General features: G+C 59.4%; 15 protein-coding genes. 10 read left to right on the top strand and 5 right to left on the bottom strand.

The window, feature by feature from the left end; all coding sequences use genetic code 11:
• Window positions 1-6: 6 nt before the first annotated feature.
• Window positions 7-1,404 carry a threonine synthase gene (gene thrC / locus H1Y61_RS15425; protein WP_180573122.1) on the bottom strand — a complete coding sequence of 466 codons (1,398 nt, stop codon included), beginning with the start codon at window positions 1,402-1,404 and terminating at the stop codon, window positions 7-9.
• A gap of 298 nt (window positions 1,405-1,702) precedes the next feature.
• Between thrC and H1Y61_RS15420 the strand changes: the two genes are divergently transcribed.
• Complete coding sequence (locus H1Y61_RS15420; protein ID WP_234903254.1) at window positions 1,703-2,338, top strand: hypothetical protein; 636 nt, start codon at window positions 1,703-1,705, stop codon at window positions 2,336-2,338.
• A 178-nt stretch (window positions 2,339-2,516) separates the two neighbouring features.
• Window positions 2,517-3,446, top strand: coding sequence for a diacylglycerol/lipid kinase family protein (locus H1Y61_RS15415; protein ID WP_180573121.1), 930 nt, complete (start codon window positions 2,517-2,519; stop codon window positions 3,444-3,446).
• A gap of 368 nt (window positions 3,447-3,814) precedes the next feature.
• Here H1Y61_RS15415 and H1Y61_RS15410 read toward each other — a convergent pair whose 3' ends face one another.
• Window positions 3,815-4,504: an HAD family hydrolase gene (locus H1Y61_RS15410; protein ID WP_156554155.1), complete on the bottom strand. Its 690-nt coding sequence runs from the start codon at window positions 4,502-4,504 to the stop codon at window positions 3,815-3,817.
• A 200-nt stretch (window positions 4,505-4,704) separates the two neighbouring features.
• On the opposite strand from H1Y61_RS15410, the gene H1Y61_RS15405 reads away from it, so the two are divergent.
• The 5 genes from H1Y61_RS15405 to H1Y61_RS15385 all read left to right on the top strand — a co-directional run bounded on the left by H1Y61_RS15405 (window position 4,705) and on the right by H1Y61_RS15385 (window position 11,014).
• Window positions 4,705-5,151, top strand: a complete 447-nt coding sequence (locus H1Y61_RS15405; protein WP_174110168.1) for a DUF1284 domain-containing protein — start codon at window positions 4,705-4,707, stop codon at window positions 5,149-5,151.
• 122 nt (window positions 5,152-5,273) lie between these two features.
• A complete protein-coding gene (locus H1Y61_RS15400) occupies window positions 5,274-6,407 on the top strand; it encodes a site-specific DNA-methyltransferase (RefSeq protein ID WP_015915196.1) in 1,134 nt (377 codons plus the stop codon).
• A gap of 336 nt (window positions 6,408-6,743) precedes the next feature.
• Window positions 6,744-8,600 carry an O-linked N-acetylglucosamine transferase, SPINDLY family protein gene (locus H1Y61_RS15395; protein ID WP_180573120.1) on the top strand — a complete coding sequence of 619 codons (1,857 nt, stop codon included), beginning with the start codon at window positions 6,744-6,746 and terminating at the stop codon, window positions 8,598-8,600.
• Between the two features lie 79 nt (window positions 8,601-8,679).
• Window positions 8,680-9,288 carry a pyridoxamine 5'-phosphate oxidase family protein gene (locus tag H1Y61_RS15390; protein ID WP_180573119.1) on the top strand — a complete coding sequence of 203 codons (609 nt, stop codon included), beginning with the start codon at window positions 8,680-8,682 and terminating at the stop codon, window positions 9,286-9,288.
• A gap of 25 nt (window positions 9,289-9,313) precedes the next feature.
• Window positions 9,314-11,014 carry an O-linked N-acetylglucosamine transferase, SPINDLY family protein gene (locus H1Y61_RS15385; protein ID WP_180573118.1) on the top strand — a complete coding sequence of 567 codons (1,701 nt, stop codon included), beginning with the start codon at window positions 9,314-9,316 and terminating at the stop codon, window positions 11,012-11,014.
• Window positions 11,015-11,047: 33 nt separating this feature from the next.
• Here the strand turns inward: H1Y61_RS15385 and H1Y61_RS15380 are convergent, their stop codons facing one another.
• From H1Y61_RS15380 to mutY, 3 genes are read right to left on the bottom strand one after another with little or no spacing between them, the layout of a single operon-like run.
• Entirely contained in the window at window positions 11,048-11,323 is a 276-nt protein-coding gene (locus H1Y61_RS15380) for a putative quinol monooxygenase (protein WP_180573117.1), read from the bottom strand.
• Window positions 11,323-11,931 (bottom strand): HAD family hydrolase, encoded by a 609-nt coding sequence (locus H1Y61_RS15375; RefSeq protein WP_180573116.1) that lies wholly within the window; start codon window positions 11,929-11,931, stop codon window positions 11,323-11,325. Before H1Y61_RS15375 ends, H1Y61_RS15380 begins: the two co-directional genes overlap by 1 nt.
• A gap of 3 nt (window positions 11,932-11,934) precedes the next feature.
• Entirely contained in the window at window positions 11,935-13,080 is a 1,146-nt protein-coding gene (gene mutY / locus H1Y61_RS15370) for an A/G-specific adenine glycosylase (protein WP_180573115.1), read from the bottom strand.
• A 78-nt stretch (window positions 13,081-13,158) separates the two neighbouring features.
• Here mutY and H1Y61_RS15365 point away from each other — a divergent pair, with 78 nt between their 5' ends.
• From H1Y61_RS15365 to H1Y61_RS15355, 3 genes are all read left to right on the top strand, one after another.
• On the top strand, window positions 13,159-13,707 hold the full coding sequence (locus tag H1Y61_RS15365; protein WP_060719250.1) for a DUF721 domain-containing protein: 549 nt from the start codon (window positions 13,159-13,161) through the stop codon (window positions 13,705-13,707).
• Between the two features lie 198 nt (window positions 13,708-13,905).
• Window positions 13,906-14,589 carry a DsbA family protein gene (locus H1Y61_RS15360; protein WP_060719058.1) on the top strand — a complete coding sequence of 228 codons (684 nt, stop codon included), beginning with the start codon at window positions 13,906-13,908 and terminating at the stop codon, window positions 14,587-14,589.
• A gap of 333 nt (window positions 14,590-14,922) precedes the next feature.
• Window positions 14,923-18,384 (top strand): chromosome segregation SMC family protein, encoded by a 3,462-nt coding sequence (locus H1Y61_RS15355; RefSeq protein WP_180573114.1) that lies wholly within the window; start codon window positions 14,923-14,925, stop codon window positions 18,382-18,384.
• Window positions 18,385-18,397: the final 13 nt, after the last annotated feature.

The following is an 18,397-nucleotide window of genomic DNA, read 5'->3' as shown; positions in this document are numbered from 1 at the left end:
CGTTTCTTAAGCACCGGCGCGCGAGTGAGCGGAGATGAATGCCTCCACCACGTCGAGCTCGCCGGCAAGGACGTCGAAACGCTCCTCCCTATCCATCAGATCAGCAAGCCACGTCGGAAGCGCGGGGTCAATACCCGATGCCGATTTTACCGCCGCCGGAAATTTGGCGGGATGGGCTGTGGCCAGCGTCACCATCGGGCTTTGTGGCTTTTCGAATTTCGATGCGACCACCACGCCGCAAGCCGTATGGGGATCAAGCAGATAGCCGGTTTCAGCCAAAGTGGTGGCGATGGTCTTTGCCACCTCCTGTTGGGTGGCGCGCCCGGCCCGGAAGAGTTTGCGGATGGTTTTGAGCGCATCCGGCTTGATCTCGAAAGCGCCGGATTGCTTGAGAGAGGCCATTTGCGAACGGATCTCACCGGCATTGCGGCCGCTGGCTTCAAACAGCAGGCGTTCGAAATTCGAGGAAATCTGGATATCCATCGATGGCGAGGTGGTGGCCATCACACCGCGCATCTCGTAGCGTCCGGTTTTCAGCGTGCGGGCCAGAATGTCGTTGTCATTGGTGGCAATCACCAGCTTGTCGATGGGCAGACCCATTTCGCGCGCCACATAGCCCGCGAAAATATCGCCGAAATTGCCGGTCGGCACAGTGAAGGAAATCTTCCGGTCTGGTCCCCCCAGCGAAAGGGCGGCGGTAAAATAATAGACCACCTGGGCCATGATCCGTGCCCAGTTGATCGAATTGACGCCGGATAGCTGCACCTTGTCGCGAAAAGCGACATGGTTGAACATGGCTTTGACGAGATCCTGACAATCGTCGAAATTGCCCTCGATGGCCACCGCCCGGACATTCCCGGCCTTGGATGTGGTCATCTGCCGCTGTTGCACGGGCGAGACCTTGCCCTTGGGAAACAGAATGAACATGTCGATGTTATCAAGCCCGGCAAAAGCATCGATGGCCGCCCCACCTGTATCGCCCGAGGTGGCGCCGACAATGGTGGCGCGCTGTCCGCGCTCGCGCAGAACGTGATCCATCAGCCGGCCAAGCAATTGCATGGCGACATCCTTGAAGGCCAGCGTTGTGCCGTGGAACAGTTCGAGAATATAGGAATTCGGCCCGGTCTGCACCAAAGGCGCGACAGCAGGATGGCGGAAGGTGGCATAGGCGTCATGGATCATCGCCTGAAGGGCATCATCCTTGATTTCGCCGTCCACGAAGGGTTTCAGCACCGCGAACGCGACCTCCTGATAGGTCTTGCCGCGCAGCGCCCGAATGTCGCGCTTGCGCATTTTCGGCCATTCGCGGGGCAGATAAAGGCCACCGTCACGGGCGAGGCCTGCCAGAAGCGCGTCGCAAAAATTGAGAGCGGGTGCCTCGCCGCGAGTGGAAATAAAGTCCATGCCAGTATCCTCGGTCTAAAGGTCACGCCCGGTCTAAAGTTTCATGGCGCCACAGTGATTCAGAGTCTTGCTGATGCCATGCTGAAAATTGCAACAAAGCACGCGCTAGCTGATCGATTTTTTGCCACGCCGCTGGTATAGACCATCGCCAACCGATAAGGAAAGGCTGATTACGGGAGATTTTCCTGTTTCCAGACCGCATTCTCCACGCGGTGAGACGAAGTCATGATGCAGAAGGTGTGACCCGGTGTTTCAATCTATAATGCGCGGCTCGTCCGCCTCATCTCAGGTTAATAATTTGGCTCAGGTTAATAAGTCGGCTCTGGTCATTGTTCCGGTCCTGGCGGTTTTTCTGGCCAGTTGCAATACCAGCGGCTCCGGGGCCGGCTCCAGTTCTGGCGCCAGTGGAGGCAGTCTGTTCAGCTCCAATGCCACGACATCGGTCTCTGGTGCAGCGACGGCTGGCGCCCCGGCAGCGTCTTCTGGTGCCGTGGTTCAGGCCGTCTGCCCGAAGATCTCCCTGCGCGATGGCACGTCCTTCTACCGCACCTATGCCAAGTCGGGTTCCAAGGACCCGCAGGATGTGGTGTTCCAGGCCTCGCTTGCCGAAACCACCCGCGCCTGCACCCAGTCCGACACCACGCTGACCGTCAAGGTTCAGGTGGCGGGACGGCTGGTCGCCGGGCCGCAAGGTCATGCCGGATCGATCAACATGCCGATCCGGGTTGCCGTCGTCGATGGCGATACGGTGGTATCCTCGGAACTGGTGCCGTTTACCGCCAACCTCGCCAGTGCCGATCAGCCGGCCCAGTTCCTGTTTAGCCGCGATATCACCATGGCTGCCAATGCCACGGCGGCGACACAGATCTTTGTCGGTTTCGATGAAGGTCCGGCCAAGACCACGGGCAAGCCTTCCGGCAAAAAGCGTAAATAAGCCTATCGGGCACGACAGCGCCGCGTCAAATATGGTGCACGGCGCTGCCGCTCTTTATGTTTGTTGAGCATTTCAGCAGAAGTGCGAAGCGGTTTTGTGTGCGCAAATGCGTAAAAACAAAGATGCAGCACGCCCTTCATGGTTCCATGAATAGCGGCGCGGCAATAGTAGGTCCGGCATGAGGGTCACGGTCATTCGCAATCCTGTGGCGGGCGGTGCTCACGCATGGCCTGGCACGGCCCGTGCCCTTGCGGAGATTTTTCCCGGCTATTCGCTGCTCGAAACCGTCAAGGGCATGACGGGTCCCCAGGTGCGTGCGGCCGTCACGCCCGAAACCGATCTGGTGCTGGCGGTGGGTGGCGATGGCACGGTTGGTCAGGCCGTGGATGGGCTGCTGACGTCGCTTTATTCGCAAACCGCCTTTGCGTTCCTGCCGGGTGGCACGGGCGCGGATTTTTCTCGCAATTTCGATTGGCCCGCAACCGTCGAGCGCCAATTGCAGGCGATTGCCATGGCGGCCCCGCGCCGCATCGATGTCGGTCTTCTGCAAAGCCATGTGGGCGGTGGCGAGGTCACGACCACGCATTTCATCAATGTCGCCAGTACCGGCGTCTCGGGCGAAATCGTCGCGGCGATGGAGGCAAACCGTGGACCCTCGCGTCTGCCGGCTTTTCTGCGCTACCGGCTCATGTCATTGGCGCGCATCGCCCGCTACAAGGGAGCGGCCCTGCGCATTGCGGTGGACGGAAGATGCGTTTATGACGGCGCGGTTCTTGTGGCCGCCGTTACCAATGGCGGCTGGTTCGGCGCCGGTGTGCGCGCCGCGCCGCGGGCTTTGCTGGACGATGGCCAACTCGATCTGGTCTTTGCGCGCCATTGCGGCGCCATTGGCAATCTGAAGATCTTTGCGGCTTTCGCAAATGGCAGTCAGGCGAATTTGTCCGCGATCGAGACCCATCGCGGCCGGGTGATCGACATCGAGCCGCACGGCAAGATCCCCATGGCCGAGGCCGATGGCGAAGTGATCAGGCCCGGCGCATTACGCTTCAGCATTCTGCCACAAGCGCTCACCGTTCGCCTCCCGCCAGCAGTGGTGTGTGGGGCATAGAGTCAATAACGCAAAGGTTCCGGTGTGCGGCTTACCCCCCTCTGTCCTGCCGGACATCTCCCCCTCAAGGGTGGAGATCGGCAAAAAGTGCCTGCCGCATATTTTTTCTCCTTAAATCGATTCCGATTTAAGGAATTATGCAGGAGCGACTTAATATGCCGGAAATAACATGGTTCCTGTAGGATAAGGGGTTTGCGGATATCGATCTCCCCCCTTGAGGGGGAGATGGCTGGCAAGCCAGAGGGGGGGTAAGCCACCGATAAAAACGATAGTGTCGTGTACTTTGTCTGGGGAAAAATATTCTCTGTATTATTTTGTTTTCGTCGGGCTTTTTTGGAAAACCGGTTCCCACTTTTCGGTCCAATGCTCTAGATCACATGGTCCCATTCGGCCATGGCGGCAATCACGGCTGGCAGGTCCATCATTCGGGCGATCACGGTTTCGGCCCCGGCTTCCGTCAGGCGGTCGGCATGGGAGGGGTAGGTGTGGGAGGCGCCGGTAAAGCCGACAACCCGCATTCCAGCGGCGCGGGCGGCATGGATGCCATGCACGCTGTCCTCAACCACCACGCAATTTTGCGGCTTGACGTTGAACTGGGCAGCGCCATGCAGATAGATATCCGGCTTCGGCTTGACCCGGTCAGCGCCGAGATCCTTGGCGGAATAGACATGCGGCGCGAAAAACTCCTTGAGGCCGACCTTGGTCAGCATCATGTCCAGCCGCTGTGACGAGGAATTGGAGCAGATGCAGCGCGGCCCCTGGAGACGTGACAGGGCGTAGGTGACCCCTTCCACCAGCTTGACCTCGCGGGCCAGCCGCTGGTCCAGCAGGGCTTCCGATTTGTCGATCAGGCTGGCCGAGAGCGGAATATCCACTTCCTTCTCGATGGTCATCAGGATGTTTTTCCAGGTCATGCCGGAAAAACGCTCACCCATTTCCTCGACTGAAATCGGATAGCCTGCCTCGGTCAGCAGCTTGGATTCCACTTTGGCGGCAATGATTTCGGAATCGACGAGCACGCCGTCACAATCGAAAAGGGTGAGGTCGAAGCCAGCCATGCACATCATATCCTGTTGTCGGGGGAAATGCCTGACTACACGATATGGCGGTAAAGAACAATTGCGCAGATCTGCCGAATGCTCATGGCAGGTCTGCATCTGCCTCGACAAATTTGTCCCTTGCGTCTAATCAGGAGCGATGGAAAACGAGCTGGAACGGGACGCAATGTCCGTCCGCTGGCGCAGGGTGTGCAATTGCCATGACGGTTCGGCTACGCGGTCATCATCTGCTCTGTATGCTGACCTTTGTCGGTGAAGGCTATAGTGCTGATTTCGTCGCCAATTATCACCGCATTGCCAAACGGTTGACCGAGGGCGAATCCATTGAGATCGTTGATGGCCCCGACGATCTCTGTCAGCCCCTGACCCATTCGGAAACAGCCCATTGTTTCCGCGATAGCGTGCTGGAGCGCGACAGGAAAGCCAAAGACGCGGTTGCCGGGCTTTTGTCGCGTCCGGTTGACACGGGCACGGTCATTGTACCGGACGAGGCCCTGCTGGCGCGGCTGCGACAGGCCTTTGCCACAGGCTCTGTCCGTGCCGCCTGCCTTGGCTGCGAATGGTCAATGCTTTGTGATGGCATTGCGGCCGGGGGCTATGGTGGGGCGGTGGTGCATCCGCCTGCCTTTGGACCCAGCACGGCCTGATCCGGCTGGCTGCCTGAAATTGCATGAAAATTTAAGCTCACCGTTCAGCATTTGGTAACCAAGTTCGGTAACCATAGGCACTGTTAAATATGTGCTGCGTCAGCGTAACCAGTGAGTATTCCATGGCCTCTGTTTTCCCGCTCGCCGACCTTCGTCGCTCCAACGATCCCTTCGCCTGGATGAACAGTATCATCAAGGGCGACTGTGTTGCGGCTTTGGAGGCTCTGCCGGATCAATCGGTGGATGCGATCTTTGCGGATCCACCGTATAATCTGCAGTTGGGGGGCATGCTCCACCGGCCGGACCAGTCTGTTGTCGACGCCGTGGACGATGCATGGGACCAGTTCGCCTCTTTCGAGGCTTACGATGCCTTCACACGCGCCTGGCTGCTTGCCTGCCGGCGCGTGTTGAAGCCGCATGGCACTATCTGGGTCATCGGCTCCTATCACAATATTTTCCGGGTCGGCGCGACGCTTCAGGATCTGAATTTCTGGATTTTGAATGATATTGTCTGGCGCAAGACCAACCCGATGCCGAATTTCAAGGGTCGCCGGTTCCAGAACGCCCATGAAACGATGATCTGGGCCTCGCGCGATGCCAAGGCCAAGAGCTATACCTTCAATTACGATGCGCTGAAGGCCTCCAACGACGATGTGCAGATGCGCTCCGACTGGCTGTTCCCGATCTGCTCCGGCGGTGAGCGCCTGAAGGGGGAGGACGGCAAGAAGATCCATCCGACCCAGAAGCCGGAAGCCCTGCTGGCCCGCGTCATCTTGGCCTCGACCAAGCCCGGCGACGTGGTGCTCGATCCCTTCTTCGGCTCTGGCACGACCGGTGCCGTCGCCAAGCGTCTGGGCCGCAATTTCGTCGGCATCGAGCGGGAACAGGACTATATCGACGCCGCTTCCGCCCGCATCGACGCCGTCGAGGCATTGGGCAAGGTGGAACTGACGGTCTTGACCGGCAAGAAATCCGAGCCGCGCGTCGCCTTTAATACGCTTCTCGATAGCGGTCTTTTGCAGCCCGGCCAGGTGCTGAGCTGCGAAAAGCGTCGCCATAGCGCCATCATCCGCGCTGATGGCACGCTGGTGTCCGGCACGCAAGCCGGATCCATCCACCGGGTTGGCGCGAAGGTTCGCGGCCTGGATGCCTGCAATGGCTGGACCTTCTGGCACTACGAGGACGCAGGCAAGTTGAAGCCGATCGATGACTTGCGCAGCCTGGTGCGCGCCAGCATGGGCAAGTTGGCGGGATGAGTTTATCGTGTCGGGTCGGCGCATTGTCTGCCGCCGTTACAATTTCTTAATCATCGGCGCCGATGCTGACTATCTTCGTCGGTTTTTGTATTCAGTCCCGATGAAAGTGACAATGCCCGGCCCGGTTTCCGCGCCGGGCATTTTGGCCTTGCCTCAAGTACGCAGGTTGTAATTTTTATGATAGGTCTAGGTTGTCGTATCTTCAAGTTGCAGATGTGCAGCTAATATAAATTAGATATCTAGTTATAAGCACTTAGCGGTTATTCTCGAAGCACTAAACAGGTTCGGACAAGTCTGCCGCTTTATTTCCTATCTTCAACAACTGGGGGACGGGTTTTGGCGGCTTTATACAGGCAGGCACTGGAGCAATACGGGGAGGGCGCCTATGAGGCGGCCCTGACCACCGTTTCGCGCCTGTTGCAAGCCGAACGAAGCAATGCCGAGGCGCATATTCTCGCCGCCACCGTGCATGAGCGTCTCGGCAACCGGCTTGAGGCCGCCGGACTTTTTGAGCGTGTGATTGCGCTTACACCCACGCGCAAACGTGATGTCGCTTTTCGCGCCTGCTCTCATTATCTTGAATCCGGTCACGACGATCTGGCTCTGCGTGCCTTGCTGGTGCTGCACCGCTATATGCCTGACGATGTCGATGCCAATCATTCGATTTGCAGCCTTTACCGCGAAGCGGGCCGCTATCCGGAGGCGCTGCCCTATGCCCTTAAGCTGGTAACGATTGGCCGCGATTTCGACAATTGGTTGAATGCAGGCATGGTACTGCTGGGGGCTGATCAGGCAGAGAAAGCCTTTAACGTGCTGAAGGCCGCCTATGAGGCCCGCCCGACGGAACGGCTGGCGCTGACGGAATTGTTCTGGTGCGCCATGAACCTCTGCGATTTCGATCTGGCCACGCGGCTGCAGAGAGAGCTTGAGGCTGCCTATGCTGCGGATGGCGCGGTGCTGGACATCCGCGAAAGTGTCTTCCGGGCGCTGCAATGGTCTGGCGATGAGGCCTATCATGTCCTGAGTGCGATCCGGACAGGGGAGAAGCATCGAGCCACGGTTGCGCCGCGGCGGCCTTATACGGTGCGGCCCGGACAAAGGCTGAGGGTTGGCTATGTCTCGGCGGATTTATACCAGCATGCGACGCTCTCGCTTTTGACCGGCGTGATCGAAAACCATGATCGCGACCGTTTTGAGATTTTCGGCATTTGCCATACCGCAGCCAAGAACCGCAAGGGCATGCTGCGCCAACGTTTCCTTGAGGCCATCGATCACTATGTCGACATTCTTGACTTGGATGACGATCAGGCCGCTGCCGCCATACGGCAGCTTGATCTCGACATCCTGATCGACCTCAAGGGATTTACTTTCGAGAACCGGCTGGGGATTTTCTGCCGCCGCCCGGCCCCTGTGCAGGTGGCCTATCTCGGCTTTCCAGGCAGTGTCGTCGGGGTTGGCATTGATTATGCCATTGCCGATTCCATTGTCGCCCCGCCATCGTCGGACCCGTTTTACGCCGAGAGAATCTTTCGGCTGCCCAATAGCTACCAATGCAATGACAATAGCCGTGAAAAGGTGATGCGCGAAGGCCCGCGCAGCCTTCACGGCTTGCCGGAACAGGGTGTGGTGTTCTGCTCCTTCAATCAAGCGGTGAAAATTCGATATCAGGTGTTCAAAACCTGGATGGAAATCCTGAAATCGGTTGATGGGTCGGTGCTTTGGCTGATTGATATGCTACCAACGACGCGAGACAATCTTCGCGCCGCAGCCGTCCGGCTTGGCGTGGCGCCGGAGAGATTGATCTTTGCGCCGAAAAAACCGCTCTCGGAGCATTTGCGCCGGTTGCCTTATGCTGATATCGCCCTTGATACGGGGCCTTGTAACGGCCATACGACAACGGCGGATGCCCTTTGGGCTGGGGTGCCGGTTCTGACCTGGAAAGGCACGAATTTTGCCGGCCGCGTCAGCGAAAGTCTTTTGAGTGCCGTTGGCTTGAACGAACTTGTCGCCAACGATCTTACCGAATTCGGCCGCCTGGCGGTCGAACTGGCGCAGGATGAGGTCCGCCAATCTCACCTGCGCCAGAACCTTCTTCAAGCCCGCGATACCGCGCCGCTGTTTGATACCCCCCGCTTCACCCGCGATTTCGAGGCGGTATTGGTGGCGATCTGCGCGGATGCCGCCAAGGGTTGATCCGGGTGAATCATCACGGTAAACGATGATTATGGCGCGCAATCTGGCATGGTATAAGACGCGATAACGCGGGAGGCGGATGATGACCATTACCACGCTGCAACAGCTGGGAGCCCTCTATGGCACGGTGAAGGAGACGTCACTTGCCAAGGAAATCGATTATCTGAACGATGATTACGCCGCCTTCGTTAGCGCTTCGCCTTTCATCCTGCTCGCTACAGTCGGCGCTGATGGCACCGATTGCTCGCCCAAGGGCGATGCGCCTGGCTTCGTGGCAATTCTTGACCGTAAGACGCTCGCCATCCCCGACCGCCCTGGCAACAATCGCATCGATAACCTGAAGAACATCATCGAAGACGGTCGGACATCTGTGCTGTTTCTCATCCCCGGCGTCGGCGAAACGCTGAGGGTCAATGGCCGTGCCACGGTCAGCGCCGACCCGGACCTACTCACCCGCTTCGCCGTTGATGGAAAACTGCCGAAAAGCGTGATCCTCCTGGCGATCGACACCGTCTATTTCCACTGCGCCAAGTCCATTCTTCGCTCAAATCTCTGGGACGTCTCCCGCCATGTCGAGCGCTCTACCCTGCCATCACCCGGCCAGATGCTGAAAAACATCGTCAACGGCTTTGACGGCGAAGCCTATGACAAGGAACTGCCCGAGCGAACAATGAAGAACATGTATTGATCGGCGGCCGCGTTGTCAGAAAGCCATGACCTTGGATGCTACCAAGAAAGTCACCTCATCCTATACTAAGGGTCTGTTTCAACAGGCGCTTGATGAATTTGCCGCACTCTTGCCACCTGCCAGGCAAGATCCGCGAATGATCATCATGGCTGCCCAATGCCATTATCGGCTTGGGCATTTGGAGACGGCGGCGGATCATTATACTCTTGCAGCGGACCTCGTTGCCACTGATGGCATAAGGCTGAACAAAGTTGCATTCGAACTCTATAAAAAGGCCGGGCATACTGAAAAAGCCTTTGCCTCAGCCGAACGCATATTGCAGGTTGAGCCGAGAGACCATGCTGCCGCTATTTTTCGCCGGCATCATCTGTTCGATTTTCTCCGTTTGGATGAGCTGAAAGTCGCCAATGACGCGGCATTGGCGGCAATCCTGGCGGGTGATGAATTTGCCATGTCCTGCGAGCTGCCGTTCAACATTCTCCACTGGTGCAGCGATGAGAGCATTCAAGCCCGCATCCTGGGCGAGGGCCGGCCAGACATATCGCCGCAGATCCGCGCAATGCGCCGGCAAAAACCACATGTCTTTGGTGACAAGATCAGGATTGGCTATCTTTCCAACGATTTTTTCAGTTCTCATGCGACGATGATCCTGTTGCAGGGCGTGCTTGAGCGCCATGACCGAAGCCGTTTCGAGATTATCCTCTATTGCTATTCAAACAAGGCATTGGTCGAAAGCGATAATGGATCGCGCGCCCGCATGGGCATGATCAAGCAAATCGGCGACCTGTCTGATGTGGCCGCCAGCACGATGATCCAGAATGACGACCTGGACATTCTTGTTGATCTGAAAGGCCATACCAAGGATGCCAGAATAGGTCTGGTCAATTCCGGCCTTGCGCCGATACAGGTGGCCTGGCTTGGTTTTCCGGGCAGCGGCATCGGCATAGACTGCGACTATATCATCGGCGATCCGATTGTGACGCCTAATTCCAGCAAGCCGTTTTACCAGGAAAAATTTTGCCGTTTGCCGGAAACCTATCAACCCAATGACAATATCAACCGGCCCTTGCCGCCAGCAGTGCCGCGAGCAGCTTTGGGCTTGCCGCAGGACAGGTTCGTTCTGGCATCCTTCAACAGCATCAAGAAACTCAGCCCGCAAACTGTCGAGGCATGGCTGAGGATCATGGCGGATCTGCCGGACAGCATCCTGTGGATCCTGTGCAGAAACGACATTGCCAAGCATAATCTCCGGACACTGTTCGCGCGTCATGGCCTGTCAGCGGAACGATTGATCTTCACGCCGCCACTTGCCTACCCGTATCACCTCGCCAGGCTGTCCGCAGCAGATCTTATTCTCGACAGTTTTCCCTGTTGCGGCCATACGACCACATCCGATTGCCTTTGGGCCGGAGTGCCCGTTCTGGCGCTGAAGGGCCAGAATTTCGCCTCCCGCGTTTCTGAAAGCCTGCTGACCGCGCTTGGCGTACCGGAACTGGTGGCTGAGACCGTTGATGATTACATTGCCCAGGCGCAAGACCTTGCGCACAACAGAAATCGTCTTCAAGAATTGCGCGACAGGATCGCCGCCAACCGGCACACCACGCCGCTGTTTGACACCGACCGCTTTACCCGCCATCTCGAAGACGCCTACCGGATGATGGTTGAGCGCGCCAAGGCCGGGCTGGAGCCGGATCATATCGATGTCCCGGCAAGGCCATTCCCATGACAAGGTTTTGAAGGAATAGGTTGGTGAGGGCTATCAAGCCCTAATCGTATAATTCCTGGTAATACCCTGCGTCACCGTGAACCAGTTCGATGCCTTCGTGCGCTGCTGATGCGCGTCGAAAGAGGCCTTATCAACAAAGACTTCCGAAACAAGAAAACGCCCGGCGACAGTCGGGCAGGCTTCGACGTTGAAAGATAGGCATCCCGGTTCTGCCCGCGTCAGGGCGATATGTTCAGGCAGGGCCGCCTTCACGGCTTCCAGCCGATCCTCTGTGACGTCGATATAGCCGTCGAGAAACACTTTGGCCATCAAAGCACACCGACGTTAGTGAGATCCGCCTTGAGCTTTTCCGGGCTGACAAAATGCACCGCCTGCCAACCAGCAGCCTTGGCACCGACCACATTGGGCAGGCTGTCATCAATGAAAATCGAATGGGCGGGATCGAGACCAAAGTCCGTGGCATGGCGGTGATAAATCGCCACATCCGGCTTGATCAAGCCGACTTCGCCCGACACTGTGACGCCACGCGGGCGGTTGAGGAAGGGAAACATCTCGCGGGCTTCAGTGAATGTGTCGGCGGCGAAATTGGTCAGCATGGTCACATCGCGGCCCTCATCAATCAGGCCATTGAAGATCTCGACCGTGCCGTCATAGGCATGCGGCACCATTTCGCGCCAATGCTGGCGAAAGGCACGGATATGCGTTTCGCGGTCGGGATATTGGGCAATCAGCAGGGCTTCGGCGTCGGCCCATGTACGGCCCCGGTCCTGTTCGATGTTCCAGTCATGGGTGCAGACATTGTCGAAAAACCATTGCCGCTCCTTGGCATCAGGAATGATCCGGCTGAAGGGCAGGTTGGGGTCGTAATGGATCAGTACCTTGCCGATGTCGAAAACGATATGCCGGATCTCTGCCATGCTCTATTCCATTTTTCTGGCTGCGAAGGCCTCGGGTATAGCCTGGGTGATCGCCTTTTTCATCACCGTCGGCAAGGCCTGGGCTTCAAGATTGATGAGCGGCTCCCACCATCCGTGATCGGCCCAATGGTAATCGTCGGGCCGTCCCTTGACCGCATCGGCCCGGAAGATCGTCAGCCGTAGCTCGAAATGGGTAAACACATGAGTGACGACCCCGCAGGACCGCCAATTGGCGTCCATCGGCGCGCTGGCCTCACTATCGTCGCCATCGACGCGGGCCGTCCATTCGGTGGTCGGCACTTCCGTCATGCCACCCAGAAGCCCCTTGTCGGCGCGCTTGCGCAGCAGGATGCGGTTGCGGTCATCAAGAGCGATGAAGGCGGCACCAAGCCGTATCGGCTTGGCCTTTTTCGCCGCCTTGACCGGAAAATGCTCGGGATCATAGGCTTTCAGCGCCAGACAGTGGGTGTTGAACGGACAGAGCGAACAGGCTGGCCGTTTTGGCGTGCAGATCGTCGCGCCCAGATCCATCATCGCTTGCGCGAAATCGCCGGGCCGCTCAGTGGGCGTCAGCGCTGCGACCTGTGCTTTGATCGCCGGTTTGGCCCCGGGCAGCGGATCGGAGATCGCGTATAGCCTCGAAATCACCCGCTCGACATTGCCGTCCATCACCGCCGCCTGTCGGTTAAACGCAATGGCGGCAATGGCGGCAGAGGTATAATCGCCAATGCCGGGCAGGGATTGCAGGCCTTCCTGGGTGTCGGGAAAGACACCGCCATGCAGATCGGCGACGGCCTCAGCGCATTTCTTCAGGTTGCGGGCGCGGGCATAATAGCCAAGGCCCGCCCAGGCCGCCATCACGTCCTCGGTGGGGGCGGCAGCCAGATCGGTGACTTTCGGCCAGCGGGCCAAAAATTTCAGGAAATAGGGTTTGACCGCCTGCACCGTCGTTTGTTGCAGCATCACTTCCGAAAGCCAGATGTGATAGGGGTCGGGCCTGATACCGCGCGCCGCCATTGGCGGCGAAATCCGCCAGGGCAGGTCACGGTGATGGCGGTCATACCAGGCGAGAAGCTCGTCAGCGCTTGGTCCCTCTTGGTGAGGCCCGTCTTCGTGAGGGGTATGTTCGGCAGGTTTTCGGGTTTTCATGCTCATACTATATATATGGTGACGAATCACGGCGCATATCAAGCGTTCCGGATTGCAATGACGAGGCACCATCCAGCCATGGCCTTCAAAAAACGCGGCGCTGCCCAGATTTCCGAATTGGCCAACGGTATCATCGACCCGGTGATTGCGCGGCGTGCCGGGATTTCGACGGCGCTGCTGTCGTCCTGGGACGAGATTGCCGGGGCCGATTTTGCCGATTGCACACGGCCTGAAAAGATCGTCTGGCCGAGGCGCGACTATGCCGGACAGGATTCGGGCCAGAAATCCGGCCCGAAGTCGAGTGCGCCTGCCGGTCAATCCGGCGGGTATAAGGCGGGCGTGCTGACCATTGCCTGCGAAGGCGCGCGGGCGCTGTTTCTCAACCATGCGCAGGGCGAGTTGATTGCCCGCATCAACGGATTTTTTGGTTATCCGGCCATCGGGCAGATTCGCATCGTGCAAAAACCGGTGTCGAATACCGCCAAGCACCGGCGCGGGCCGGGCCGTCTGGACGCGGTGCAGGCGAAAAAGCTCTCGGAAATGACTGAGGGGATTGAAAGCGACAAGCTCAAAAAGGCAGTCGAGCGGCTGGGCCGGGCGGTATTGTCGCAAAAAAAGCCGAAATGACAGCTTTGTAATTTGAATTGGCAGGCCAAAACCCTCACATACAGTCTGAACCGTGCTGTGGGGCGGCGGTGTGCCTGTCTCGCGACAACTCAGTCTTGCGAGCGATGTCTTGCCAGATGATGTATTGTCAGGTTGTGAGAGACAGGTATAACCGGGCGCAGGTTTACAGCACGATCGTTACTCTATGCGGGTGAAATAATGTCGAATTCAGAACTGACCCTGACCAAGCGCCATCTCCTGGCCGGTATCGCCACGGCGGCCACAGGCCTCGCCGTCTCCGGTATGGTGAGCCCGGCCTTTGCCGCCGCCGAAATGCCCAAGCCCGACCATGATGTCGATATGGCAGAGGTGATGAAGCCCGGTGCCTTGCCGGATATGGCGCTTGGCAAGCCCGACGCACCAGTCAAGATCGTTGAATATTTCTCGATGACCTGCCCGCATTGCGCCCATTTCCACGCCACGACCTTCGATACTATCAAGGAAAAATACATCGATACCGGCAAGGTCTATTTCGTGTTCCGCGAATTCCCCTTCGACCCCGCCGCCACCGCCGCCTTCATGCTGGCGCGTTGCGCCCCGAAGGATCAATATTATCCTTTCATCACCATGTTCCTGAAGCAGCAGCGCTCCTGGGCAGCGCCTGACAATGGCGATGTGCGTGGCGCCATGCTGCAAATGTCGAAAATGGCCGGTTTCACACAGGAAAGCTTCCAGGCTTGCTTGACGAACACCAAGCTTGCCGGTGATGTAACCGCAGAGCGGGACCGCGGCGCCAAGCAATTCGGCGTCAACGCAACCCCGACCTTCCTGATCAACGGCAAAAGCTATTCTGGAGATATGTCGGTTGAATCCATGTCGGCGCTCATCGACAGCCTTCTCTGACACTGCGCATCCGATCAAGACGGGCGGTGGCGAAAGCCATGCGCCCGTTTTTTTGTGGCCGGTGTCAGGGTTTTGGCATGATGAGCGTGGGGCCTGCCCCCCTCTGTCCTGCCGGACATCTCCCCCTCACGGGGGGAGATCGGCAAGAGACGCTGCCGTCGTTTCCAGGTATTGTCCGCCCGGATCTTCGCAAGCCCGCCGAAATGAGGGAGTGAGACCCATCCTCACCCGATCTCCCCCCTTGAGGGGGAGATGGCTGGCAAGCCAGAGGGGGGTATCCTTGGCCGAAGCGTTTCCTGCATCTCATCAGACCCGTCCCCAAGAGGCCCGCCCATGAAGTTCACCAAGCTTCGGGTCGTCGGCTTCAAATCCTTTGTCGAACCGACGGAATTCATCATCGAGCGCGGATTGACCGGCGTGGTCGGGCCGAACGGCTGTGGCAAGTCCAATCTGGTCGAGGCGCTGCGCTGGGTGATGGGGGAAAACTCCTATAAGAACATGCGCGCTTCCGGCATGGATGACGTGATTTTTTCTGGCTCCGGCAATCGCCCGGCCCGCAACTCGGCGGAGGTTGGGCTTTACCTCGACAATTCCGACCGCACCGCGCCCGCTGCCTTCAACGACAGCGACGAAATCCAGGTCAGCCGCCGCATCGAGCGGGAAAACGGTTCGGTCTATCGCATCAATGGCAAGGAAGCTCGCGCCAAGGATGTACAATTGCTGTTTGCCGATGCCTCGACCGGGGCGCGCTCGCCGTCGATGGTCGGCCAGGGGCGGATTGGCGAGTTGATTCAGGCCAAACCGCAGGCACGCAGGCAATTGCTGGAAGAAGCCGCCGGCATTTCCGGCCTGCATTCGCGCCGCCACGAGGCGGAACTACGGTTGCGTGCTGCCGAAACCAATCTGGAGCGGCTGGAGGATATTGTCGCCCAGCTGGAAAGCCAGATCGAGAGCTTGAAGCGCCAGGCCCGGCAGGCCAATCGCTTCAAGATGCTGTCGGCCGATATCCGCGCCCGCGATGCCATGCTGCTGCATATCCGCTGGACGGAAGCGCGGCAGGCCGAGGCCGAGGCGGAAGCCTCGCTCAACGAGACGACCTCGCTGGTGGCCGAGCGGGCGCAGGAGCAGATGGAGGCGGCCAAGGCCCAAGCCATTGCCAGCCTGCAATTGCCTGCGTTGCGTGACGAAGAGGTCAAGGCCGCAGCCAGCCTGCAACGCTTGCAGATTGCCCGCAGCCAGCTGGAGGAAGATGCCGGACGGCTGTTCAAGCGCCGCGACGAACTGACCCGGCGGCTGTTGCAGCTTGAAGAAGACATTGCCCGCGAACAGCGGCTGGTCGATGACAATGCTGAAATTCTCGAGCGGCTCGCTGCCGAGGAAGCCGAACTGGAAGAGGTGCTGACGGAAAGCGGCCAGGAGGTCGACGATCTGCGCATTGCTTTCGAGGAAGCATCGGCAACCCTTGCTGACAGCGAAGCCCGCTTTGCCGCTGCCACCGCCGACCGCGCCGAAGCGGCCGCCGGGCGCAACCAGCTGGAACGGGCGCTGCGCGACCTCGCCGACAAGCGGCTGCGGCTGGAGCGTCAGGCCGACGAGGCAGGCCGCGAACTGGACGCCGTGGCCGAAAAGCTCGCCGCCCTGCCGGACCCGGAGGAAAAGCGCGAGGCGGTGGAAGCCGGTGAATATGCGGTGGAAGAGGCCGAAAGCACGGTTGCGCAAGCGGAAGAGGCTTTAAGTGCCGCGCGCCGGGCCGAGGCACTGGCCCGCGGCCCGGTGGAAGCGGCCCGCTCTGCATTGGCGGCGCTGGAAACCGAGGCAAAAACCATTGCCAAAATGCTGGCCTCTTCGGCCAGCGCCGGAGAGTTTTCGCCGGTGGCCGATGCGCTGACGGTGGAGCGCGGCTTTGAAACGGCGCTGGGTGCCGCCCTTGGCGATGATCTGGAAAGCCCGCTCGACGCACAGGCTCCAGCCCATTGGGCCATGCCCGGGCCGGATGCTGATGATCCGGCTTTGCCCGCTGGCATCGTGGCGCTTGCAGCCCATGTTTCCGCACCGCAAGCGTTGTCCCGTCGCCTGAAACAGATCGGCATCACCGATTCGGATACCGCGCAACGCCTGCAACCGGATCTGAAACCTGGCCAGCGGCTGGTGACACGGGAAGGGGCTGTCTATCGCTGGGACGGCCATGTTACCGGTTCCGAAGCGCCGAGTGCGGCGGCTTTGCGTTTGGCTCAGAAAAACCGTCTCAAGGCGCTGGAGGAAGAGGTTGACGAGGCCCGCATCGGGCTGGAAGACGCTGAAGAACAATTGACGGCAGCGCGCGAGGCGGTGACGTCGAGCGAAGCGCGTCTTGGCGAAGGGCGTGAACGTCAACGGTTGATCCTGCGTCAGCTGTCGGAAGCCCGCGAGGCGTTGAGCGCTGCCGAGCGGGCCAGCGGCGATCTGCTGCGCCGCCGCGCTGTTGTGGAAGAGGCGGTCAACGGTCTTCGCGCCCAGATCGAGGAGGCTGAAAGCCTGGCCGAAGAGGCGCAGATCGCCCTTGCCGATCAGGCCGATCTGACGGCGCTGGACGAGCAATTGCGGCAATTGCAGATGGAGGTTGCCACCGGTCGCGGACTGGTGGCTGAAGCCCGCGCCCGCCATGAAGGGTTCGCCCGCGAAAACGACCAGCGCCAGCGCCGGATCATGGCGATCCGTCAGGAGCGGCAAAGTTGGGCGCAGCGCGCCACGAGTGCCCGCCAGCATATCGCTACGCTGAGGGAACGCGAGGAAGAAGCCCGCGACGAAATGGCCGAGCTGGACGCTGCCCCCGACGAATTTGACGAAAAGCGCCGCCTGCTGATGAGCGAGCTGGACAAGGCCGAAGCCGCACGGCGTGCCGCCGCCGACCGGTTGGTGGAGGCCGAGGCCCGCCAGCGTCAGGCCGATCAGGTCGCTGCCAGCGCCCTCTCGGCGCTGGCCGAAGCCCGTGAGCGTCGGGGCCGGGCGGAAGAGCGACTGCTGTCTGGACGCGAGCGGCGCAAGGATGCCGAGGCACGCATTCAGGAAGCGCTCAATGTCGGTCCGCACGAAGCCTTCCGCCTGACGGGGCTGAAGCCCGATGACGCGATCCCGGATCTGCGCGAGGTCGAGCGCGATCTGGACCGGCTGAAAATCGAGCGCGAACGGCTGGGCGCCGTCAACCTGCGCGCCGATGAAGAGCAGAAGGAACTCTCCGACAAACTCGCAGCCCTGATCAAGGAGCGCGACGATGTGATCGACGCGATCCGCAAGCTGCGGGGTGCGATCCAGAGCCTGAACCGCGAGGGCCGGGAACGGCTGGTGGCGGCTTTTGACGTGGTCAATGCGCAATTCCAGCGGCTGTTCACCCACTTGTTCAACGGCGGCACAGCCGAATTGCAGCTGATCGAAAGCGATGATCCGCTGGATGCTGGCCTCGAAATCCTCGCCCGCCCGCCCGGCAAGAAGCCGCAGACCATGACGCTGCTATCGGGCGGCGAACAGGCGCTGACGGCCATGGCACTTATCTTCGCCGTCTTCCTCACCAATCCAGCGCCGATCTGCGTTCTTGACGAAGTGGACGCCCCGCTCGATGACCATAATGTCGAGCGCTACTGCAACCTGATGGACGAAATGGCCGCCTCCACGCAAACCCGTTTCGTGATCATCACTCACAATCCCATCACCATGGCCCGCATGAACCGCCTGTTCGGCGTTACCATGGCCGAACAGGGCGTCTCCCAGCTGGTGTCGGTGGATTTGCAGACGGCGGAGCAATTGCGCGAGGCTGTGTGACCGTCTTCGACGG

The organism is Agrobacterium vitis (assembly GCF_013426735.1).
Taxonomy (GTDB): Bacteria; Pseudomonadota; Alphaproteobacteria; order Rhizobiales; family Rhizobiaceae; genus Allorhizobium; species Allorhizobium vitis_D.
This window is presented reverse-complemented; position numbering and strand designations above follow the sequence as displayed.

What these genes read in the sequence shown, in the direction of transcription:
- thrC (WP_180573122.1), bottom strand. Translation starts at nt 1,404, where the DNA reads ATGGACTTTATTTCCACTCGCGGCGAGGCACCCGCTCTCAATTTTTGC.
- H1Y61_RS15415 (WP_180573121.1), top strand. Translation starts at nt 2,517, where the DNA reads ATGAGGGTCACGGTCATTCGCAATCCTGTGGCGGGCGGTGCTCACGCA.
- H1Y61_RS15410 (WP_156554155.1), bottom strand. Translation starts at nt 4,504, where the DNA reads ATGGCTGGCTTCGACCTCACCCTTTTCGATTGTGACGGCGTGCTCGTC.
- H1Y61_RS15405 (WP_174110168.1), top strand. Translation starts at nt 4,705, where the DNA reads ATGACGGTTCGGCTACGCGGTCATCATCTGCTCTGTATGCTGACCTTT.
- H1Y61_RS15400 (WP_015915196.1), top strand. Translation starts at nt 5,274, where the DNA reads ATGGCCTCTGTTTTCCCGCTCGCCGACCTTCGTCGCTCCAACGATCCC.
- H1Y61_RS15390 (WP_180573119.1), top strand. Translation starts at nt 8,680, where the DNA reads ATGATGACCATTACCACGCTGCAACAGCTGGGAGCCCTCTATGGCACG.
- H1Y61_RS15385 (WP_180573118.1), top strand. Translation starts at nt 9,314, where the DNA reads ATGACCTTGGATGCTACCAAGAAAGTCACCTCATCCTATACTAAGGGT.
- H1Y61_RS15380 (WP_180573117.1), bottom strand. Translation starts at nt 11,323, where the DNA reads ATGGCCAAAGTGTTTCTCGACGGCTATATCGACGTCACAGAGGATCGG.
- H1Y61_RS15375 (WP_180573116.1), bottom strand. Translation starts at nt 11,931, where the DNA reads ATGGCAGAGATCCGGCATATCGTTTTCGACATCGGCAAGGTACTGATC.
- mutY (WP_180573115.1), bottom strand. Translation starts at nt 13,080, where the DNA reads ATGAAAACCCGAAAACCTGCCGAACATACCCCTCACGAAGACGGGCCT.
- H1Y61_RS15365 (WP_060719250.1), top strand. Translation starts at nt 13,159, where the DNA reads ATGGCCTTCAAAAAACGCGGCGCTGCCCAGATTTCCGAATTGGCCAAC.
- H1Y61_RS15360 (WP_060719058.1), top strand. Translation starts at nt 13,906, where the DNA reads ATGTCGAATTCAGAACTGACCCTGACCAAGCGCCATCTCCTGGCCGGT.
- H1Y61_RS15355 (WP_180573114.1), top strand. Translation starts at nt 14,923, where the DNA reads ATGAAGTTCACCAAGCTTCGGGTCGTCGGCTTCAAATCCTTTGTCGAA.